Source organism: Serratia sp. (in: enterobacteria) (assembly GCF_052400455.1).
GTDB lineage: Bacteria > Pseudomonadota > Gammaproteobacteria > Enterobacterales > Enterobacteriaceae > Serratia > Serratia ureilytica.
The window spans coordinates 4223772-4245096 of sequence record NZ_CP185812.1 but is presented as its reverse complement, the minus strand read 5'-3'; the positions used below and the strand labels follow the sequence as shown (position 1 = coordinate 4245096).

At 62.5% G+C, this 21325-nt stretch carries 14 protein-coding genes and 1 pseudogene; 8 read left to right on the top strand and 7 right to left on the bottom strand.

Annotated features, from left to right (window positions below; all coding sequences use genetic code 11):
* Both ACORQT_RS20495 and ACORQT_RS20490 read left to right on the top strand, forming a co-directional pair.
* Entirely contained in the window at positions 1-1470 is a 1470-nt protein-coding gene (locus ACORQT_RS20495) for an aldehyde dehydrogenase (protein ID WP_164057089.1), read from the top strand.
* Between the two features lie 52 nt (positions 1471-1522).
* Complete coding sequence (locus ACORQT_RS20490; protein WP_182073807.1) at positions 1523-3163, top strand: thiamine pyrophosphate-binding protein; 1641 nt, start codon at positions 1523-1525, stop codon at positions 3161-3163.
* Between the two features lie 41 nt (positions 3164-3204).
* Here the strand turns inward: ACORQT_RS20490 and ACORQT_RS20485 are convergent, their stop codons facing one another.
* Positions 3205-3957, bottom strand: coding sequence for a M48 family metallopeptidase (locus ACORQT_RS20485; protein WP_004937650.1), 753 nt, complete (start codon positions 3955-3957; stop codon positions 3205-3207).
* A gap of 238 nt (positions 3958-4195) precedes the next feature.
* Here ACORQT_RS20485 and tkt point away from each other — a divergent pair, with 238 nt between their 5' ends.
* A complete protein-coding gene (gene tkt, locus ACORQT_RS20480) occupies positions 4196-6190 on the top strand; it encodes a transketolase (protein ID WP_108681712.1) in 1995 nt (664 codons plus the stop codon).
* A gap of 69 nt (positions 6191-6259) precedes the next feature.
* Here tkt and brnQ read toward each other — a convergent pair.
* Positions 6260-7536, bottom strand: a pseudogene (gene brnQ / locus ACORQT_RS20475) (branched-chain amino acid transport system II carrier protein).
* Positions 7537-8151: 615 nt separating this feature from the next.
* Here brnQ and ACORQT_RS20470 point away from each other — a divergent pair.
* From ACORQT_RS20470 to ACORQT_RS20460, 3 genes are all read left to right on the top strand, one after another.
* Positions 8152-9240, top strand: a complete 1089-nt coding sequence (locus tag ACORQT_RS20470; RefSeq protein WP_033644933.1) for an ABC transporter substrate-binding protein — start codon at positions 8152-8154, stop codon at positions 9238-9240.
* A 78-nt stretch (positions 9241-9318) separates the two neighbouring features.
* Positions 9319-11088: an ABC transporter permease gene (locus tag ACORQT_RS20465; RefSeq protein ID WP_033644727.1), complete on the top strand. Its 1770-nt coding sequence runs from the start codon at positions 9319-9321 to the stop codon at positions 11086-11088.
* Complete coding sequence (locus tag ACORQT_RS20460) at positions 11081-12151, top strand: ABC transporter ATP-binding protein (RefSeq protein ID WP_033652192.1); 1071 nt, start codon at positions 11081-11083, stop codon at positions 12149-12151. Before ACORQT_RS20465 ends, ACORQT_RS20460 begins: the two co-directional genes overlap by 8 nt.
* 30 nt (positions 12152-12181) lie before the next feature.
* On the opposite strand, the gene ACORQT_RS20455 is transcribed toward ACORQT_RS20460, so the two are convergent.
* From ACORQT_RS20455 to ACORQT_RS20435, 5 genes are all read right to left on the bottom strand, one after another.
* Positions 12182-13147, bottom strand: a complete 966-nt coding sequence (locus ACORQT_RS20455; RefSeq protein WP_089192231.1) for a PDR/VanB family oxidoreductase — start codon at positions 13145-13147, stop codon at positions 12182-12184.
* Positions 13148-13188: 41 nt separating this feature from the next.
* The gene (locus ACORQT_RS20450; protein WP_164057091.1) at positions 13189-14637 is read right to left on the bottom strand and encodes an NAD-dependent succinate-semialdehyde dehydrogenase; all 1449 of its coding nucleotides are present in this window, start codon (positions 14635-14637) and stop codon (positions 13189-13191) included.
* Positions 14638-14683: 46 nt separating this feature from the next.
* Positions 14684-15808, bottom strand: a complete 1125-nt coding sequence (locus ACORQT_RS20445) for an aromatic ring-hydroxylating oxygenase subunit alpha (RefSeq protein ID WP_033644732.1) — start codon at positions 15806-15808, stop codon at positions 14684-14686.
* Positions 15809-15834: 26 nt separating this feature from the next.
* A complete protein-coding gene (locus ACORQT_RS20440) occupies positions 15835-17445 on the bottom strand; it encodes a BCCT family transporter (RefSeq protein WP_033644733.1) in 1611 nt (536 codons plus the stop codon).
* Positions 17446-17809: 364 nt separating this feature from the next.
* A complete protein-coding gene (locus tag ACORQT_RS20435) occupies positions 17810-18895 on the bottom strand; it encodes a tartrate dehydrogenase (RefSeq protein WP_033652189.1) in 1086 nt (361 codons plus the stop codon).
* A gap of 82 nt (positions 18896-18977) precedes the next feature.
* Here ACORQT_RS20435 and ACORQT_RS20430 point away from each other — a divergent pair, with 82 nt between their 5' ends.
* A complete protein-coding gene (locus tag ACORQT_RS20430) occupies positions 18978-19937 on the top strand; it encodes a LysR substrate-binding domain-containing protein (protein WP_273974485.1) in 960 nt (319 codons plus the stop codon).
* Positions 19938-20249: 312 nt separating this feature from the next.
* Positions 20250-21266, top strand: coding sequence for an erythrose-4-phosphate dehydrogenase (epd, locus tag ACORQT_RS20425; protein ID WP_004931582.1), 1017 nt, complete (start codon positions 20250-20252; stop codon positions 21264-21266).
* Positions 21267-21325: the final 59 nt, after the last annotated feature.

Sequence of the window (21325 nt, the reverse complement as noted above, 5' to 3'; positions counted from 1 at the left end):
ATGGAACGATTGAATATTTTTGTCGCCGGGCGCTGGCGTGAAGGGTGCGGCGAAGAGATGGCTTCGGTATTCCCGGCCGACGGCAGCGTCAACGCGCGGTTGCGCGCCGCTAACGTCGAGGACGTGAACGAGGCGGTGGAAACGGCGGAACGCGCCTGGCGCGCGCCGGATTGGCGCGGGCTGGTGCCGCATCAGCGTGCTTCAATTCTCTACCGCGTGAGCAACCTGATCCTGGCGCAGCAGGAACAGCTGGCCGAGCTACAGACTCGCGACAACGGCAAACCGCTGACGGAAACCCGCGGCCTGGTGGCCAGCGCAGCGGCGACCGCGCGCTACTTCGCCGCCGCCTGCGAGGTGTTGGAAGGCGAGCTGCCGACCCCACGCAGCGCCGAGGTGATGACCCTCAGCCAGTATCAACCGATGGGAGTGATCGCCGCCATTACGCCGTGGAACTCACCGATCGCCAGCGAAATGCAGAAGGTGGCGCCGGCGCTGGCGGCGGGCAACGCGGTGGTGCTCAAGCCGGCCGAAGCCACGCCGCTGATGGCGCTGAAGCTGGCCGAGTTGTTCGAACAGGCGGGGCTGCCGGCCGGGCTGCTCAGCGTGTTGCCGGGCAAAGGTTCGGTGATCGGCGAGGCGTTGGCGCGCCATCCGCTGGTGAAGAAGATTTCCTTTACCGGCGGGACCAGCACCGGGCGCCATTTGGCGCACATCGCCGCCGATAAGCTGATCCCCACCTCGCTGGAGCTGGGGGGCAAATCGCCGACCATCGTGCTGGAGGACGCCGATCTGGAACAGGCGGCGCGCGGCATCTGCTACGGCATTTTCAGCTCCGCCGGCCAGGCGTGCATCGCCGGCTCGCGGCTGTTCGTGCATCGTTCGCTGTATCAGCCGCTGCTGGCGCGCTTGACCGAACTGAGCGCGGGACTGCGCATCGGCAACCCGCTGGTGCCGGGCGTGCATCTTGGCCCGCTGATCAGCGCCAAACATCGGCAAAGCGTGGCGGACTACGTGGCGCTGGCGCGGCAGGAGGGCGGCCGGGTGGTCATCGGCGGTGAAGCGCCGGCCGATCCGCAACTGGCGAGCGGCAGCTATTACCTGCCGACCATTATTGAAGGTTTGAACAACGACGCCCGCGTGTGCCAGGAGGAGATCTTCGGGCCGGTGCTGGTGGCGCTGCCGTTCGACGACGAGCGACAGCTGATCGCACAGGCCAACGACTCGGTGTACGGCCTGGCGGCCGGCATCTGGAGCCGCGATTTCCCGCGGGCGATGGCGCTGGCGGAGCGGCTGGAAACCGGCACCGTCTGGGTCAACACCTACAAAACGTTCTCGATTTCCACGCCGTTCGGCGGTTTCAAGGAAAGCGGGCTGGGCCGCGAAAAGGGCCTGAACGGCATCAAGGCCTACATGCAGCAGAAAAGCGTGTATCTGGCGCTGAGCCATCAGGTGAACCGCTGGAGCGACTAGGCCGACACCTCTACGCATAACCCTAATAACGACTACCCTAAGAAGGCAGATGATGAGCGATAAAATCACGGTTGGCGAGGCGATAGCCCGGACTCTGGAACAGTACGCGGTGTCGGCGATGTACGGCATCATTTCGATTCATAATCTGCCGATCGCCGATGCGGTGGGGCAGCGCGATAAAATTCGTTTCGTGCCGGCGCGCGGCGAAGCGGGCGCGGTCACCATGGCCGATGCGCATGGGCGCTTCTCCGGCCTGGGCGTGGCGTTGACCAGCACCGGCGCCGGCGCGGGCAACGCGGTGGGGGCGATGATTGAAGCGCTTAACGCCAACACGCCGCTGTTGCATATCACCGGCCAGGTAGAAAAAGCCTATCTGGACGCCGACGCCGGGTTTATTCATGAAACCCGCGATCAGCTCGGTTTTCTGCGCGCCTGCTCCAAGCGCGCCTACCGGGTCAATTCGCCGGAACAGGCGGTGGCGGTGATCCAGCGAGCGATCCTGGATGCGCAAACCGTGCCCTGCGGCCCGGTGGCGGTCGAGATCCCGATCGATATCCAAAGCAGCCTGGTTTCCCGCTCGGTGCTGACCGAAGCGTTGGCGCCGGCGCCGCTGCCGAAGGCGGACGATGCGGCGGTGGAGCGGCTGCATCAGCGGCTGAAACAGGCCAAGCGCCCGTTGCTGTGGCTGGGCGGCGGCGCGTTGGCCTGCGGCGATGCGGTGCGCAAGCTGGCGGACGCCGGCGTGGCGGTGATCTCCAGCACCCACGGGCGCGGCATTCTGCCGGACAGCCATCCGCGCAGCCTGCGGGCGTTCCACAACTCGCCGAGCATCGAGGCTATCCTGACGCAGTGCGACCTGACGCTGGTGGCCGGTTCACGGCTGCGCAGTAATGAGACCCGCACCTGGACGCTGCCGCTGCCGCGCCCGCTGGTGCAAATTGACATCGATCCGGCGGCGGCCAACCGCAACTACCTGGCCGATGAGCAGATCAATGGTGACTGTGCAGCGCTGCTGGCCGCGCTGGCGGCGCGGCTGAGCCCCGGCGAGAAGGTCAACGCAGAGTGGGATGCCGAGATCGCGGGGGCGGTGCAGCAGGCGGAGAGCGCGTTGCGTCAGCAGTCCGGTGAATACGCCAAACTCAACGACGCCATCGACGACGCGCTGCCGCAGGACGGATTGCTGGTGCGCGATATCACCGTTTCCGGCAGCGTCTGGGGCAGCCGTTTGTTCCGCGCGATCTCGCCGCTGTGCAACATTCACTCGCTGGCCGGTGCTATCGGTATGGGGCTGCCGATGGCGATCGGCACCGCGATCGCCAACCCGCAGCGCAAGGTGGTGGGGCTGGTGGGCGATGGCGGTTTGGCGCTGGGCCTGGGGGAACTGGCGACCATGGCGCAGGAACAGGTGAACATCACCCTGCTGATCATGAACGACGGCGGCTATGGCGTGATGCGCGGCATTCAGGACAAGTATTTCGCCGGGCGCCAGTATTACAACGAGCTGCATACGCCGGCCTTTACTCAAATAGCCGAAGCGATGGGGCTGAAAGCCTGGAAGGTCGAGGCGGCGGCGCAGTTCAACGGCGTGCTGGCCGAAGCGATCAACTACCCGGGGCCGTCGGTGGTCGAGGTGGACATGAAGCAGGTCGGGCCGCTGACCTTCGCCGGGCCGCCGCAGAAAACCCTGTATTGAGACGATAAAAAACGCCCGGCGGTTGCCGGGCGTTCTCGTTGTTACTTCTCTGCCGCGATGCGATCGCGAATGTGCTGCGCGCGCGCTTGGGAAGACGGGTGATCGTCGAACATGCTGCTCTGACGGCCGGCTTCCATTTGGGCCAGTTTTTCGAAGCTGGTGGCCAGGCCGTTCGGATCGATGCCGCGCTTTTTCAGCAGATCGAACGAGTAATCATCCGCTTCGCTTTCCTGCTTCTGCGAGAACTGGGCGCTGACCAGCTTCTCGCCGATGTCCGCCAGCTGCGACTGCGACAGCGAGCCGATAACGCCGCCGGCGGAGGACGCCGCGGTGCGCAGCGCCACGGTGCCGTAAGCCACCTGCATCGCTTTACGGGTGTGGCCCAGCGCCACGTGGCCCATTTCGTGGCCCAGCACGCCTTCCACTTCGTTGTCGTTCATGATGTCCATCAGGCCGCTGTAAACGCGGATACAGCCGTTGGCCATCGCCCAGGCGTTGACGTCTTTGGTCACGTAGACCTTGTAGTTGGCCGGGGTGCCGTTGATGTTGTCGCCCAGCGCCGCAGCGATTTTGTTGAGACGCTTGGCATAGGTGCTGTCGGCCGGCGCGATTTGTGCCTTGCTGTCCATCTCGGCGCAGGATTTATCACTCAGGGCCTTAACGTCGTTGTTGCTCAGGGTCGCCGCCTGGAACGCCTGCGCGCCGGACTGCATCAGGGTTTCGGTATTCAGGTTTTGACAGCCGGTTGCCAAGGTGGCAATGCCCAACGCAATCAAAGAGGTACGGATCTTCATAACGCCATCTTCCTGTGAAGGTAACAAGGTAAAAGAGTCATTTTGCTTTGAGGCTATCTTGCCGCAAGAGCCTAGTGTACGCCAGACGGGGCGAGAATAGTGTTATTCCGAAAAAGCGTCCAATCGTGCTAATAAGTGGTGAACTCGCTCTCATTTGGCATTAGGGATTGCCGTTGTGATGTGGAGTCTGAGAAAATAGGGAACTTGACTGCTTTTTTTATCCGACCTGGAGTAAAACATGTCCTCTCGTAAAGAGCTTGCCAACGCCATCCGCGCACTCAGCATGGACGCCGTACAAAAAGCAAATTCCGGCCACCCGGGGGCCCCTATGGGCATGGCGGACATCGCCGAAGTCCTGTGGCGTGACTACCTCAACCACAACCCGACTAACCCGCACTGGGCTGACCGCGACCGTTTCGTGCTCTCCAACGGCCACGGCTCCATGTTGATTTACAGCCTCCTGCACCTCACCGGCTACGACCTGCCGATGCGCGAGCTGGAAAACTTCCGTCAGCTCCATTCCAAAACCCCGGGCCACCCGGAGTATGGTTACACCCCGGGCGTTGAGACCACCACCGGCCCGCTGGGCCAGGGTATCGCCAACGCCGTCGGCTTCGCCATCGCCGAACGCACCCTGGCGGCGCAGTTCAACCGCCCTGGCCACGACATCGTCGATCACCACACCTACGCCTTCATGGGCGACGGCTGCATGATGGAAGGCATCTCGCACGAAGTCTGCTCCCTGGCCGGCACCCTCAAGCTCGGCAAGCTGACCGCCTTCTACGATGACAACGGCATCTCCATCGACGGCCACGTCGACGGCTGGTTCACCGACGACACCGCCCTGCGTTTCGAAGCCTACGGCTGGCACGTGGTGCGCAACGTCGACGGCCACAACCCGGACGCCATCAAGGCCGCGATTGAAGAAGCCCGCAAGGTGACCGACAAGCCGTCGCTGCTGATGTGCAAGACCGTTATCGGCTTCGGTTCGCCGAACAAGGCCGGCACCCATGACGTGCACGGCGCCGCGCTGGGCGCCGCCGAAGTGGCCGCCACCCGCGAAGCGCTGGGCTGGAAATACGCCGCCTTTGAAATCCCGCAGGACATCTACGCCCAGTGGGACGCCAGGGAAGCCGGTCAGGCCAAAGAAGCGGCCTGGAACGACAAGTTCGCCGCCTACGCCAGGGCCTTCCCGGAACTGGCCGCCGAGTTCAAGCGCCGCATGAACGGCGAGCTGCCGGCGGACTGGAAAGCGGACGCCAAAGCGTTCGTGGAAAAACTGCAGGCCAACCCGGCCAACATCGCCAGCCGCAAGGCGTCGCAGAACGCGCTGGAAGCGTTCGGCAAGGTGCTGCCGGAGTTCCTGGGCGGCTCCGCCGACCTGGCGCCGAGCAACCTGACCATGTGGTCCGGTTCGAAAGCGCTGAACGTTGACCCGGCGGGCAACTACATTCATTACGGCGTGCGCGAGTTCGGCATGACCGCCATCACCAACGGCATCGCGCTGCACGGCGGCTTCCTGCCGTACTCGGCGACCTTCCTGATGTTCGTGGAATACGCCCGCAACGCGGTGCGCATGGCGGCGCTGATGAAGCTGCGCAACGTGTTCGTCTACACCCACGACTCCATCGGTCTGGGCGAAGACGGCCCGACCCACCAGCCGGTGGAGCAGCTGGCGAGCCTGCGCGTGACCCCGAACATGAGCACCTGGCGCCCGTGTGACCAGGTGGAATCGGCGGTGGCGTGGCAGTACGGCATCGAGCGCAACGACGGCCCGACCACGCTGGTGTTCTCGCGCCAGAACCTGACCCAGCAGCCGCGCACCGCAGAGCAGCTGGCGAACGTGTACCGCGGCGGCTACGTGCTGAAAGACTGTGCGGGCACGCCGGACGTCATCCTGATTGCCACCGGCTCCGAAGTGGGCATCACGGTGGAGGCGGCGGACAAACTGACCGCGGCGGGCCGCAAGGTGCGCGTGGTGTCGATGCCGTCGACCGACGCGTTCGACAAGCAGGATGCGGCGTACCGCGAGTCGGTGCTGCCGGCGGCGGTAACGGCGCGCGTGGCGGTGGAAGCGGGTATCGCGGACTACTGGTACAAGTACGTGGGCCTGAACGGCGCTATCGTGGGCATGACCACCTTCGGTGAGTCGGCGCCGGCGGAGCAGCTGTTCGCCGAGTTCGGCTTCACCGTGGACAACGTGGTGGCCAAGGCGCAGGCGCTGCTGAAGTAAGCCGCCGGGCGCAAGCCGATAAAAAAGCCGGTCATCATGACCGGCTTTTTTTATGGGCGGAAATCGCGATTACGACGCGGCCTTGACGCTTTCGGCGCTGCGCAACCGGTCGTAAGCCGCCGCCAGCAACAGCACCAACAGCGTAGGCTGCAGCCAGACCAGACCCTGCTCGGCCAGCGGCAGCTTATCGAACCAGGCGGGCAGCAGGCCGCTGAAGCTTGAAGCCTTCAGGCCATCGGCCAGGCCGAACACCAGGCTGGTAGCGATCACCGGCGCGAAGACGCGTCTGGCGCTGCGCCAGCGGTTCTGGCTGAAGCTGAGCAACACCAGCGCGATGCAAGGCGGGTAGATCGCCGTCAGTACAGGCAGTGAGACGCGGATCAGATTGGCCAGCCCCATGTTGGAAACCAGCATGGCGAAGAGGGCGAGGATGACCACCAGCGTGCGATAAGAGAGCGGCAGGTAGCGGGAGAAGAAGTCCGCGCAGGCGCAGGTCATGCCGACCGCTGTCACCAGGCAAGCGATGAACATCAGCACCGCCATAAAGACGCTGCCCAGATCGCCGAAGGTGTGCTGCACATAGGCGTGCAGGATTGCCGCGCCATCCTGAGCACCGCTGCCGACCAGGCTGCCGCTGCCGGCGCCGAGCTTGAACATGCAGATATAGACCAGCGTCAGGCCGACGCCGGCGATCAGGCTGGCCCACAGGGTGTAGCGCAGCAGCAGGCCGCTGTCGCTGACGCCGCGCGAGCGGGCGGCGGTGACGATAATCGAGCCGAACATCAATGCCGACAGCGTGTCCATGGTTTGATAACCCTGCACGAAGCCGGTGGAAAACGCCGCGGCCTGATAGCTGCCGACGGCGGAGACCGGCGCACCGGCGGGCCACACCAGGGCGGCGATGCCGAGCGCGGCCAACGCCAGAATTTTCAGCGGCGCCAGAATATGGCCGACGTTATCGAGCAAGCGGCCGGGATACAGCGACACAACCATCGCCAGGGTAAAGAACAGCAGGCTGTAGATGAACTGCGGCAGGTCGCCGTCGCCGGTGAAGGGCGCGATGCCGAGGGCGAAAGAAACATTGGCGGTTCGCGGGGTGGCGAACAGCGGGCCGAGCGCCAGATAGCAGACGGTCGCCAACAGCAGGCCGGCGGCGCGGCCGATGGGGCCGGTCAGCAGGCTAATGCTGCCGCCGACGCGCGCCAGCGCGATCACGGCGATCACCGGCAGAGCGACGGCGGTCACCATAAACCCGAGGGCGGCCGGCCACAGATGTTCACCGGACTGCAGCCCCACCAGCGGGGGAAAATGATGTTGCCGGCGCCGACAAACAGGGCGAAGGTCATAAAGCCCAGGGCGATAATATCTTTCGGGGATAAACTCTTGGTCATAACGGTATGGCACTGCCTGTATTCATGAAATAAACGGCCTGGCTGCGAAATGAAGCGCTGCAGAAGGAGGCGCGTGGGGCTGCGTACGCCCGCAAAAATTTTCGTCCGGCAGGATATAATAATTCGGCGACAAAAACCTGATTAATCCAGCGCTGTTTATCCTGGCGTGAACCGGCCGCACAGAGGGATCATGGCGGCCGGCCCGGCAGCGCGTTAGCGCGCCACCCTGTCTATCGACAGCGGAATTTCGATGTGCGGCTTGAAAGAGACGTGGCCGTCTTCGACCGGTTTACGGGGGAAAAAGATCGGCATATCGCGGGTCGAATGCCGGCTTTGTTCTGACGTTGCCGGGGCGCCATCGTACAGCGAATTCGCCTGCTGCAGCGCTCACGCCTGGCAGAATAGTCTGCGACACGGATGACCGCAAAGCCCGCGCCGCCGGGCGTGGGTATTGACTGAAAAACGTCCAACCTCACAAAACCGAAAGATAACAAGCAACGCCGTTGTCTCGTTGCAATTATTAACTGTATGTTAATTTTTGGTTTATTAAATGTGATCTGGGGATGGATGATGATGAAAAAAATCAGCGCTACCGTGGCTGCAATCACCTTACTGGGCTCCGTTTCCGCCTATGCGGCCTTCCCGGCGGGCTACCCCGCCGACTATCAGAAACTGGTCGACGGCGCGAAGAAAGAAGGCAAGGTGGTGATTTACTCGACCACCGACACCAAGGCGGCGGCGCCGCTGATCCAGGGATTTGAGGCGTTGTATCCGGGCATCAAGGTCGAATACAACGACATGAACAGCACCGAACTGTATAACCGCTTCATCAGCGAGCAGGCGGCCGGCGGCACCAGCGGCGACCTGGTGTGGAGTTCGTCGATGGACACCATTTTGAAACTGGCGGGCGATTATGCGCAGGAGTATGCCTCTCCGGAGCGGGCTCAGCTGCCAAAATGGGCGGTATGGCAAGATAAAGTGTATGGCACCACCTATGAGCCGGTGGTGTTCATCTATAACAAACGCTTGATCCCGCAGGGCGATGTGCCGGATTCGCACGCGGCGTTGGCCAAGCTGATCGCCAGCCAGACGGACAAATTCAAGAAGAAAGTCACCACTTACGACATCGAAAAATCCGGCGTTGGCTTCATGCTGTCGGTGCAGGACTTCAAGGCCGATCCCAACTACTTCAAAACGCTGGCCGACGTGGCCAAGGGCGGGCTGGCGGTGCAATCCTCAACCGGCACCATGATGGAACGCGTTTCTTCCGGTGAAAACCTGATCGGCTTCAACATCCTCGGTTCGTACGCCGAGGCCCGCGCCAAGAGCGATCCGTCCCTCGGCATCGTCTATCCGAAAGACTATACCCTGGTGCTGTCGCGCGTGAGCTTCATCAGCAAAGAAGCCGGTCACCCTAACGCCGCCAAGCTGTGGTTCGACTACGTGCTGTCGGAGAAAGGGCAAAATATTCTCGCCAATCAGGCTGATATCCCTTCGATCCGCAACGATGTCGAAGGCAAGAACGACATCGACGGCATGACCAAGCTGCTGGGCAACGCGCTCAAGCCGATCCCGGTCGACGACAGCCTGCTGGAGTATCTGCAGCCGGCCAAGCGTCTCGACTACATCAAACAATGGCGCGCCGCCGCGGCGAAATAACAGGGACTGCATTCGGACGCGCGCCTGACGTACAGGCGCGCGCCCTTTGGTCGTCGTTTACAACCATAGGGAGCATTTATGCAAGCATGGCGCAGAAAGTGGCAGAGCCTGCCGCGCGGCCTGGTGGTGTTGATAACCGCGCTGGTTATCTATGTCCCCCTGTCGTTTATCATCATTCAAAGCTTCCTCTCGGCTCCGTTTTTCTCTCCCTCCAAGGTCTTCAGCCTGGAGGCCTTCGAGTTCATCTTTACCGATCCGGATTTCTACAAGGCGCTGAGAAGCGGCTTTATTCTGGCATTCGGCCTGGTGATCATCGCTATCCCGCTCGGCGGCATTTTGGCCTTCCTGATGGTGCGCACCGATCTACCGGGGCGGCGGATCATCGAACCGCTGATTTTGGTGCCGATCTTCGTGTCGCCGATGGTGCTGGGCTTCGGTTACGTGGTGGCGGCGGGGCCGGTGGGCTTCTTCTCGCTGTGGGCGGAGGCGCTGCTGGGCTTCGTGCCGTGGAACATCTATTCGATGGCCAGCATCGTGGTTATCGCCGGGTTGACGCACGTGCCCCACGCCTACCTGTACATCTCCTCGGCGCTGCGCAGCGTGGGCTCCGACGTTGAAGAAGCGGCGCGCACCGCCGGCGCTACGCCGCTGCAGGTGATGACCGCCGTCAGCCTGCCGATGGTGCGGCCGTCTATCTTGTACGCCGGGGTACTGCTGTTCTTCCTCGGGCTGGAGGTGTTCGGCCTGATGCTGGTGTTGGGCGATCCGGAGGGCAACCTGGTGCTGGCGACCTACCTGTATCAGTTGACCAACAAGCTGGGCACGCCGTCTTACCATCTGATGGCGGCGGTAGCGGTGGTGCTGATCTGCATCACCATTCCGTTGGTGATGCTGCAGCGCAGGCTGATGCGTACCGCCAACCGTTTCGTCACCGTCAAGGGCAAAGCCTCGCAGGCGCGCGCGTTGCCGCTGGGCAAATGGCGCTGGGTGGCCGGCGCGGTGGTGATGTTCTGGCTGACCGTGACCATCGGCGTGCCGCTGATCGGCGTGGTGCTGCGCGCCTTTATCTCCAACTGGGGCGTGGGCGTGTCTGTCTGGGACGAACTGTCGATCAACACCTTCCGCACCATCTGGGCGCAGCCCAACCTGCTGCGCGCCATCGTCAACTCGATGGCGATCGGGGTGATCGGCGGGGCGCTGGCGGTCGCGTGCTATCTGTTTATCGGCATCGCGATGCACCGTAAGCCGGACGGCGCCACGCGCTTCCTCGACTACAGCGTGCTGGTGCCGCGCGCGGTGCCGGGGCTGCTGGCCGGTTTGGCGTTCCTGTGGGTGTTCCTGTTCCTGCCGATGTGGCTGGATAAATCGCTCAAGGAAGGCTGGCTGTCCGTGCTGCCGATGGCCGAATGGCTGCGCGAGAACGTGATCGTCTGGCTGCGTTCGCTGCGCAGCACCATCTTCAGCGTCTGGCTGGCCTATACCGTGGTGTGGATGGCCTATGGCCTGCGGCTAATTTCTTCCACGCTGCTGCAGGTGGGGCCGGAACTGGAGGAAGCCGCGCGCAGCGCCGGCGCCAGCCGCGGCCAGATCACCCGACACGTTACCATTCCGCTGTCGCGCTACGGCCTGATCGGCTCCTGGCTGCTGATGTTCCTGATCTTTGAACGCGAATATTCCACCGGGGTTTATCTGCTGTCTCCGGGCACGGAAACCATCGGCTCGATGCTGGTTTCCCTGTGGGCCGCGGGCGCCATCGATATCGTCGCCGCGCTGTCGTTCATCAATATCCTGCTGGTGGTGCTGGGGCTGGGGATCGCTTTGCGCTTTGGAGTGAAATTACATGATTGAACTTTCGGTAGAGAACCTGCATTTGACCTATGGCGACAACCCGGTGCTGAAAGGGGTGTCGATGGATCTGAAACGGGGCGAAGTGGTCTCACTGCTGGGCCCGTCGGGCAGCGGCAAAACTACGCTGCTGCGGGCGGTGGCCGGGCTGGAGAAGCCGAGCCAGGGGCGAATCGTCATCGGCGACAGCGCGGTTTACAACGGCAGCGCGCGCAGCGAAATTCCCGCCGAAGAGCGCAACCTGGGGCTGGTGTTTCAGTCCTACGCCCTGTGGCCGCACAAAACGGTGTTTGAGAACGTCGCTTATCCGCTGAAGCTGCGTAAGACCGCCTCGGCGGAAATCGCCCAACGGGTACAGGCGGTGCTGGATCAGCTCGGGCTGGGGCATTTGGCCAAGCGCCATCCGCACCAGCTCTCCGGCGGCCAGCAACAGCGGGTAGCGATCGGCCGTGCGCTGGTCTACAACCCGCCGGTGATCCTGCTGGATGAGCCGCTGTCCAACCTCGACGCCAAGCTGCGCGAAGAAGCGCGGGTATTTCTGCGCGAGCTGATCATCAAGCTCGGTCTGTCGGCGCTGATGGTGACCCACGATCAGAACGAGGCGATGGCCATTTCCGATCGCATCCTGCTGCTCAATAACGGCAAAATCGAACAGCAGGGCACGCCGCAGGAGATGTACGGTTCGCCCGCCACGCTGTTCACCGCCGAATTCATGGGCAGCAACAACCGGTTGCCTGGCAAGATCGTGGCGCTGGAAGATGGCCGGGCGCGCATCGAAGGTAAGGATTGGGCGCTGTGGGGCAAAGCGGGCGAAGGCGTGCAGGTCGGGCAGGAGGGCACGGCGGTGATCCGCGTGGAGCGCGTGCGGTTGGGTGAAGATCCACAGGGTAATCAGCTTGAGCTGCCGTTGCTGACCAGCATGTATCTCGGCGATCGCTGGGAATACCTGTTCCGCACCGTGGCCGAAGATTTCGTGGTACGCGCCTATGGCCACGAGGCGCGCGATCGGGCGCTGTGCCGGCTCTCCCTGCCGGCCGAGCATCTGTGGATATTCCCGAAAGCTTAACCAGGACGCCCGCCGTTGCGGGCGCTCCTTTTACAAATCCAGCACCAGCCGGCTGCCTTTGGCGCGCGAGCAGCAGATCAACAGGGTCTGCTGCGCCGCGCGTTCTTCCTCGCTGAGATACTGATCGCGGTGATCGGCTTCCCCTTCGACGATGCGGGTTTCGCAGGTGCCGCAAATGCCTTCGCGGCACAGGCACTCGACCTTGGCCGCCTTGCTGTTTTCCAGCGCCTGCAGGATGGTCATGTCTTGCGCCACTTCAAGCTCAATACCCGATCGAGCCAGCACCAGCGTAAAGGCGCCGCCCGCCGTGTCTTCGGCGGCAAAGGCTTCGCTGTGCAAGCGACCGGCATCGATACCCCGTTCGGCGGCGATCCGGTAGACCGCTTCGTTCAGCGCCGCCGGGCCGCAGACGTAGATATGGGCGCCGGGTTCCACATCGGCCAGCGTGCGCGCCAGATCCAACCGGCCGCCAAGGCTGGAGACATGGCAACTGACGTTGTCTGCGAACGGCGCTTGCATCAGCTGCTGCTGGAAGGCGTTGTGCTCTTCACTGTGGAAGCAGTAGTGCAGATGGTAGCGTTGGCCGCTGCGTTGCAGCTCATGCAGATGAGCCATAAACGGCGTGATGCCGATGCCGCCGGCGATCAGCACGTGATGTTGCGCTTCCGGCGCCAGCGCGAACAGGTTATTCGGGGTGCTGATGGTCAGCGTATCGCCGACCGCCAGCCGGTCATGCATGAAGTCGGAACCGCCTTTGGAAGGAGACTCGCGCCGAACGGCGAACTGGTAATGCTCGAGTTCGAACGGTGAGCTGAGCAGCGAATAGGCGTTGCTGTAGCGCTGCTCGCCGTCCTGCATTTGCACGATGATGTGGCTGCCGCCGCTGAAGGCAGGCAGCGGCCGGCCTTGCGGATCCGTCAGGGTAAAGCGCTTGACCCGTGCGGTGACGGTTTCGATGTCGACGACGCGGACATCAAGCATCTGATAGCTGGTCATTCATTGGCTCCAAAGCGCGGGCGTCCCCGCGCATGAAAAAGTTATACCGCCTGGCACAGGTATTTGAGCTCCAGATAGTCTTCGATGCCGTATTCGGAGCCTTCACGCCCCAGCCCCGACTGTTTCACCCCGCCGAACGGCGCCACCTCGTTGGAGATAAGCCCGGTATTGATGCCGACCATGCCGTACTCCAGCCGTTCCGAAACGCGCCAGATGCGCGCCGCATCGCGGGTGTAGAAGTAAGCGGCCAAGCCGTAAATGGTGTCGTTGGCCTGGCGGATCGCCTCGGCTTCGTCATCGAATATCACCAGCGGCGCGACCGGGCCGAAGATCTCTTCTTCCAGCAGCAGCGAGCCGGGCTGCACGTCGCCCAGCACCGTCGGGGTGAAGAAATTGCCGCCCAGCGCGTGCGGCGTGGCGCCGGTCAGCACCTGAGCACCTTTGCTCAGCGTGTCATCGAGCAGCTCCAACACCTTATCGCGCGCCTTGCGATTGATCAGCGGGCCAATCTGTACGCCGGCTTCGAAGCCGTTGCCGACCTGCAGCGCCGCCACGCGGGCGACAAACTTCTCGGCGAACTGCGGGTAAACGCCGCGCTGCACGTAGAACCGGTTGACGCAGACGCAGGTCTGCCCGGCGTTGCGATACTTGGCGATCAGCGCGCCTTCCACTGCGGCATCGATGTCCGCATCGTCAAATACGATGAACGGCGCATTGCCGCCCAGCTCCAGCGACACTTTCTTGATGGTGTCCGCGCTCTGGCGCATCAGCAGGCGGCCCACCGGCGTGGAGCCGGTAAAGCTGAGTTTGCGCACCTGCGGGTGGCGGGTCAGCTCGGCGCCGATCGCCTGCGAGTTGCCGGTCACCACGTTGAACACCCCGGCGGGAATGCCGGCGCGCTCGGCCAGCTCGGCCATCGCCAGCGCCGAATAAGGGGTTTCGTTGGCGGGTTTGACCACCAGCGTACAGCCGGCCGCCAGCGCCGGCGCAGCCTTGCGGGTGATCATCGCCGCCGGAAAGTTCCAGGGCGTGATCGCCGCGCACACGCCGATGCCCTGTTTCAGCACCATCAGGCGTTTATCGCTGCTCGGCGACGGAATGATGTCGCCGTTGGCGCGCTTGGCCTGTTCGGCGAACCATTCGATAAAGGAGGCGGCGTAGCGGATCTCGCCCAGCGATTCCGCCAGCGGTTTGCCTTGCTCCAGCGTCATCAGGTTGGCCAGATCCTGCTGGTGTTCCAGCATCAGTTCGAACCAGCGCCGCAGCAGCTGCGCGCGCTGTTGCGCCGGCAGCGCGCGCCAGCCTTCCAGCGCCTGCTGGGCGGCGTCGATCGCCCGTTGGGTTTCGGCTCTCGCCATGTTGGGCACGCTGCCGATGAGTTGGCCGGTGGCGGGATCGCTCACCGGCAGGGTTTCCTGGTTGTCGGCGTCGCGCCATTGGCCGTTGATATATGCCTGTTGGCGGAATAGCGCCCGATCGGAAATTTTCACAAGAACCTCACAAGTCAGGGGAAAGGGACCCGCGGGCCCCGTCGCATCAAGGTTGATAAACCTGCGCCAGCAGGTTGTGGAAGTGGGCGATGCCGTGTTCGCTGACGCCGCTGCCGGCGCCGTCGGCCATGATGCGCCCCTGGCCGCGATAGCCGCGCGACTTCAGGCCTTTTTGCACGCTTTCCACCAGCCGCAAATCTTCCGGGCGGAACACGTCGCGGTACCAGTCGATCAGTTTGAGCTGTTCGTCGCTCAAATCGGTGTTGGTGAAGTAGATGTCGTAGTGCTGCAGAGTGGTTTCCGCATCGACCGGGAACTCATAGATCACCGTCATCATGCCTTCCAGCGGCGGCATGTTGAACATGGTGCACGGCCACAGCCAGATGCCGTGGAAGCTGGATTCTTTGCCCTCTTCAAACTTGAACGACTGCTCGGAGGGACGGGCGTAGCCGAACTGCAGCGTCCAGTTGCCGTGCAGGGTGTGCCAGTAGCGATCGACCTGCACCGAGTCGGCGAAACCGGGATGCGCCGGGCCGCAGTGGTAGCACTCGAGGTAGTTGTCGACGATGTTCTTCCAGTTGGCCGGGGTGCGGGTGACGAAACGCGCCGCCAGCTTGAGATCGTCGACCTGCGGGCAGGCTTCGCGCACTTTGGCGCCGAGGCCCGGCAGTTGGTCTTCCACCGTGCCGGCCTGCGAGTCCAGATTGACGTAAATAAACCCGGCGTACTCTTCGACCCGCACCGGCACCAGGTGCGAGTTTTCTTTATCGAAGTTCTGCACGTTTTCACAGTTGCGCGCGTGCGCCAGTTCGCCGTCCAGCTTGAACGCCCAGGCGTGATAAGGGCAGGTGATGACGTTTTTCGCCCGGCCGTCGCCCGCCAGCAGTTGGTGGCCGCGGTGCGGGCAGACGTTGTAAAAGGCGCGCAGCACGTTGTCGCGGCCGCGCACCACCAGAATGTTTTCACCGATGATCTCGCGGGTGATGTAGTCGTTCGGTTGGGCAAGCTCGCTGCGGTGCGCCACGCAGATCCAACTGGTGGCGAACACCTGCTCTTTTTCGTGCTCGAACGCCGCCTGGTGGGTGTAGAACCGGGCCGGTATGGTGTAAGCCTCACGGGCGTCGGCGCAGAAATCTTTCGGTAAGGTAAATTCAGGGATCAGCGTGCTCATAAGTTAACCTTCCTCTTTTCTTATTGTCATTTCGCCATAGGGCGCGGTTGATACGACGATGGAGCGGAGAGTTCGCCGGCCGGCGGCGCTTCGGGCAGCGTTGGCGGGCTGCTTTCGATCAGGTGCGCCGGGATGGCCGCGTAGTCCTGCTTCAGCCAGCGGGCGAAACCGTAGGTTTTCACCAGCAGCACCAGCAGGAACGGCAGTGCGGTCAGGATCACCGTGGTTTTCATGGTGTCCAGCGAGGCGCCGGTAAACAGGATCGACAGCGGGATCAGGGTGATCACCACGCACCAGAACAGCCGCAGCATCGGGCTGGGATCTTGCCCCTCCTGCAGGTTGCGGGTGCTGGTGGCGGCCATGGTGTAGGCCACGGCGTCCATGTGCGAGGCCAGGAAAATGATCATGATGAACAGATAGGCGGCGAGGAACAGCTTGCCGAGCGGCAGCGCCGTCAGTAGCATCTGCACGGCGGTTTCGCCGCCCTGGGTGCTGAGGATCTCCGGCACGTTGAGCTGCCCGCTGATGAACTGGTGCATGGCGTAGCTTTCCAGCGAGCCGAAGAAGAACCAGCAGCCGAGGGTGCTGCCGAGCAGCAACGCCCAGATCACTTCTTTAATCTTGCGGCCGCGCGAGACGCGGGTGACGAACATCGCCACGCCCGGGGTATAGGAGATCCACCACAGCCAGTAGAACACCGTCCAGCTGCGGCTGAAGCTGCCGTCGCCCATCGGATCGGTGAACAGGCTCATCTGCAGAAAGTTTTGCGCCGTCAGGCCGATGGCGTTGATGGTGTTGTTGATGGTGAATTCGGTCGGGCCGACCAGCAGCACCAGCCCGGCGAAAGCGAATGCGCCCCAGCCGACCATTTTACTCAGGCGCTGCATGCCACCGTCGATACCGATGTAAGAGCTGAGACAGAAGATCACCGCTGCCAGCAGGATCACCGTCGCCTGTACCGCGAAGTTGTCCGGGATGCCGGTCAGCGCCGTCAGCCCGCGGGTAAAGGTGGAGGCGGTCAGCACCAGTGAAATGGTGAGGGCGCCGACGGTGGCGACCAGGAAGATCAGATCCACCGCCCGCCCGACCGGGCCGTTGGCGCGCACGCCGGTGATGGCGGAAATGATCCCCGACAGGCTGAGCCCTTTGTTCTTACGCACGTGGAAGTGATAGGCCATGATCAGCGAGGCGAGGGCGTAGGTCGCCCAGGCGCTCAGGCCCCAGTGGAAGAAGGAGTAGCTGATGCTGTATTCCAGCGCCTTCGGGGTGCGCGGCGCGATGTTCAGCCCCGGCGTCTGGTAGTAATACGCCCATTCCATCACCCCCCAGTACAGGGTGGACGAGCCCAGGCCGGCGCAGATGAACATGAACAGCCAGGCCAGCGTGGAGTATTGCGGTTTGCCTTCGCCGAGGCGGATATTGCCGTATTTGCTCAACGCCAGATACAGCACCACCAGCAGGGCGATCAGCACCAGGATTTGAATGGTTGAACCGAACAGCCGGGTGACGCCGTTGAAAATGGTGTTGGCGATAAGCGCGGATTGAGCCGGAAAGAGCATCAGGCAAAGGGCGATCAGCGCAATGCTGCACAGGCTGATGGCGATGAGCGTGACATCCTTTTTGGGATTGCTCTGCATGGGAGTGAACTCCTGTTATCGGTGGTGGGCCGGTGCGCAAAGCGTAGGGTGCGCCCGGGCCTTATTGGCTTAAACCATTTGTTTTGTTACACCGCGAGGAGCAAACCGCCCGGTGGGTCGCTACCGGGAATATTCACTCTTCATTAACATTTTCGAGTGTGCACAAATTACAGGAGGGCCACAATTGGGGCATCTGTAAAAGGATAAAACACAGTATGTAAACAATTTGTTGTGATCTTGACCGGGGTATTGGCGTGCCTTCTGCGGTGGTTTTCAACGGATTTGCGGCAGCGGTCGAAGCGGAAAAACGGACGTGGCAAAGCAGGGCGCGGAAGGGCGCCCTGCGCGGGAAAATCTGCGGCGTTTAGCGTTGCAGCAGGGCGGCGATCGCCTGGCCGACTTGCTGGGTGGAGGCGTCGCCGCGCATGTCCGGCGTGCGCGGCCCGTCGGCGATAATGCGCTCAATCGCCTGCAGGATGCCGTCGTGCGCCTGGCGGTAGCGGGCATCGCCGTCGCCGAGGAAGTCCAGCATCATCGCGCCGCTCCAGATCATGGCGATCGGGTTGGCGATGTTTTTGCCGAAAATGTCCGGCGCCGAGCCGTGCACCGGCTCGAACAGCGACGGGAAGTTGCGCTCCGGGTTCAGGTTGGCCGAGGGGGCGATGCCGATGGTGCCGGTGCAGGCCGGGCCGAGATCCGACAAAATATCGCCGAACAGGTTGGAGGCGACCACCACATCGAAGCGTTCGGGGTTCAGCACGAAACGCGCGCACAGAATATCGATGTGCTGTTTGTCCCAGGCGATATCAGGGTATTGGCGCGCCATCTCCGCCACGCGCTCATCCCAGTACGGCATGCTGATGGCCATGCCGTTGGACTTGGTGGCGGCGGTCAGGCGTTTGCGCGGGCGCTGTTGCGCCAGCTCAAAGGCGTACTTGAGGATGCGGTCCACGCCCTGACGGGTGAAGACCGATTCCTGGATCACCATCTCGCGTTCGGTGCCTTCGAACATCCGTCCGCCGAGCGAGGAGTATTCCCCTTCGGTATTTTCGCGCACCACGTAGAAATCGATATCGCCCGGCTGCTTGTTCGCCAGCGGGCAGGGCACGCCGGGAAACAGCCGCACCGGACGCAGGTTGACGTACTGTTCGAAGTCGCGCCGGAATTTCAGCAGCGAACCCCACAGCGAGATATGATCGGGCACCGTGTCCGGCCAACCGACGGCGCCGAAATAGATGGCGTCGAAGCCTTTCAGTTGCTCGAACCAGTCGTCCGGCATCATCTGGCCGTGGTGCTGGTAGTAGTCGCAGCTGGCCCACTCGAAGGTGGCGAATTCCAGCGACAGATCCCAGCGCGCCGCCGCCGCCTGCAATACTCGTATGCCTTCCGGCAACACTTCCCGCCCGATCCCGTCCCCGGGGATGGCGGCAATCTTGTAAGTTTTGCTCATACAGAGGTCTCATTTGTAGGTAGGGGAGATTGACAACACTGTTATCCTATAATTGACTAACTGTTAATCAATCCTGAAAACGGTGAAACATAAAACACGAATCATGAACAATATGCCGATCCTGAGTGACCTGCGGGTGTTCGTGCTGGTGGCGCGCCGGGCCGGGTTTGCCGCCGCCGCCGAAGAGTTGGGCGTTTCGCCGGCCTTTATCAGCAAGCGCATCGCGCTGTTGGAGAAGACGCTGGACGTGTCGTTGCTGCACCGCACCACGCGGCGGGTGGCGATCACCGAAGACGGCGAGCGCATCTACGAATGGGCGCAGCGCATTCTCAACGATGTCGATCAGATGATGGACGAGCTGTCCGAAGTGCGCCAGGCGCCGCAGGGCATGCTGCGAGTGGTCAGCAGCTTCGGCTTTGGCCGGCGTTTCGTCGCGCCGGCGCTGTCGGCGCTGGCGCGGCAGTATCCGCAGCTGGAACTGCGGCTCGACGTTTCCGATCGGCTGGTGGATCTGGTCAGCGAAGGTTTCGATCTGGATATCCGCATCGGCGACGATATCGCCCCCAATCTTATTGCGCGCAAGCTGGCGGACAACCAGCGCATCCTGTGCGCTTCGCCGGCGTACCTGCAGCGCCACGGGGCGCCGAAAAACCCGGCGGAGCTGGCGGGCCGTTCCTGTCTGGTGATCAAAGAACGCGATCATCCGTTCGGGCTGTGGCGGCTGCAGGGGCCGAGCGGTGAAGAAACGGTAAAGGTGACGGGCGCGCTGGCGTCGAACCACGGCGAGATCGTGCATCAGTGGTGCCTGGACGGGCAGGGCGTCGCGCTGCGTTCCGCCTGGGACGTGAAAGAGAACATCGACAGCGGCCGACTGGTGCACATCCTGCCGGAGTATTATCAGCCGGCCAATATCTGGGCGGTGTACGTTTCCCGGCTGGCAACGTCGGCGAAAGTGCGGGTGACCGTCGAATTTCTGCGCGACTATTTTCGTGAGCACTACGGCGAAACGGTGCCGGCGAGTGAAAATCCGTCGCGGTCTTAAGGCCAAAAATGTGCGCCAGATCATCTTATGCTCGTAAAATTCCCGTCCGTTACCTGAGGAACTGTCGCACGTGTTCCTTTTGCCAAAACTTTGGTTTATGCTCAGCTGAAGCGTTTCAGTTGAAGCACTCTTCGACAGAAATGCCGATGTGACGGCGGTGAAAAACCGCTGAAGCGCGGGAATAATGCAAACTCGGCGATTCACAGCGGGCGGTACGATCCACTACTCTATGCGGGTTAGTGAGACAACCAGTCAGCGCCGGGCGGCGCCGGTGAGTCAACCCGGCGTGGACGGCCCTTTTTCAGGAGCAGCATGACCATCCGCATAGCGATAAACGGCTTTGGCCGCATCGGCCGCAGCGTATTGCGCGCACTGTACGAATCGGGCCGACGGGCGGAAATCTCCGTGGTGGCGATCAACGAGCTGGCGAACGCCGAAGGCATGGCCCATCTGCTGAAGTACGACTCCAGCCATGGCCGCTTCGCCTGGGATGTGCGGCAGGAGTGCGACACGCTGAGCGTCGGAGACGACGCGATTCGCCTGTTGCATCAGCCGGCGGTGGAGCAGTTGCCCTGGGGCGAACTGGGCGTCGACGTGGTGCTGGACTGCAGCGGCGTGTACGGCAGCCGGGCGGATGGCGAGGCCCATCTGGCGGCGGGGGCGAAGAAAGTGCTGTTCGCCCATCCGGGCGGCAACGATCTGGACGCCACCATCGTGTTCGGCGTCAACCATCAGACGCTGCTGGCGGAACATCGCATCGTGTCCAACGCCTCGTGCACCACCAACTGCATTATTCCGGTGATCAAGCTGCTGGACGACGCCTACAGCATCGAGTCCGGCACCGTGACCACCATTCACTCGGCGATGAACGATCAGCCGGTGATCGACGCGTATCACGCGGATTTGCGGCGCACCCGCGCGGCGAGCCAGTCGATCATTCCGGTCGATACCAAACTGGCCGCGGGCATCACCCGCATCTTCCCGCAGTTTTGCGATCGCTTCGAGGCTATCTCGGTGCGCGTGCCGACCATCAACGTGACGGCTATCGATCTTAGCGTCAGCGTGAGCGCCGCGGTGAAGGTGGCGGAGGTCAACCAGCTGTTGCAAAAGGCCGCACGGGAATCATTTCGTGGTATAGTTGACTACACGGAATTACCATTGGTCTCGATCGATTTTAACCATGACCCGCACAGCGCTATCGTCGACGGTACGCAGACCCGGGTCAGCGGGCAGCACCTGATAAAGACCTTGGTCTGGTGCGACAATGAATGGGGCTTTGCCAATCGGATGTTGGATACAACACGGGCAATGGCCGCCAGCGGTTTCTAGTACGGCGGCGCCGGCGTGATTGGCGCGCTGCTCAGGCAATTTTATAGAGATTCAATAAA

What these genes read in the sequence shown, in the direction of transcription:
- ACORQT_RS20470 (WP_033644933.1), top strand. Translation starts at nt 8,152, where the DNA reads ATGATGAAAAAAATCAGCGCTACCGTGGCTGCAATCACCTTACTGGGC.
- ACORQT_RS20485 (WP_004937650.1), bottom strand. Translation starts at nt 3,957, where the DNA reads ATGAAGATCCGTACCTCTTTGATTGCGTTGGGCATTGCCACCTTGGCA.
- ACORQT_RS20460 (WP_033652192.1), top strand. Translation starts at nt 11,081, where the DNA reads ATGATTGAACTTTCGGTAGAGAACCTGCATTTGACCTATGGCGACAAC.
- ACORQT_RS20435 (WP_033652189.1), bottom strand. Translation starts at nt 18,895, where the DNA reads ATGAGCAAAACTTACAAGATTGCCGCCATCCCCGGGGACGGGATCGGG.
- epd (WP_004931582.1), top strand. Translation starts at nt 20,250, where the DNA reads ATGACCATCCGCATAGCGATAAACGGCTTTGGCCGCATCGGCCGCAGC.
- ACORQT_RS20465 (WP_033644727.1), top strand. Translation starts at nt 9,319, where the DNA reads ATGCAAGCATGGCGCAGAAAGTGGCAGAGCCTGCCGCGCGGCCTGGTG.
- ACORQT_RS20495 (WP_164057089.1), top strand. Translation starts at nt 1, where the DNA reads ATGGAACGATTGAATATTTTTGTCGCCGGGCGCTGGCGTGAAGGGTGC.
- ACORQT_RS20440 (WP_033644733.1), bottom strand. Translation starts at nt 17,445, where the DNA reads ATGCAGAGCAATCCCAAAAAGGATGTCACGCTCATCGCCATCAGCCTG.
- ACORQT_RS20445 (WP_033644732.1), bottom strand. Translation starts at nt 15,808, where the DNA reads ATGAGCACGCTGATCCCTGAATTTACCTTACCGAAAGATTTCTGCGCC.
- tkt (WP_108681712.1), top strand. Translation starts at nt 4,196, where the DNA reads ATGTCCTCTCGTAAAGAGCTTGCCAACGCCATCCGCGCACTCAGCATG.
- ACORQT_RS20490 (WP_182073807.1), top strand. Translation starts at nt 1,523, where the DNA reads ATGAGCGATAAAATCACGGTTGGCGAGGCGATAGCCCGGACTCTGGAA.
- ACORQT_RS20455 (WP_089192231.1), bottom strand. Translation starts at nt 13,147, where the DNA reads ATGACCAGCTATCAGATGCTTGATGTCCGCGTCGTCGACATCGAAACC.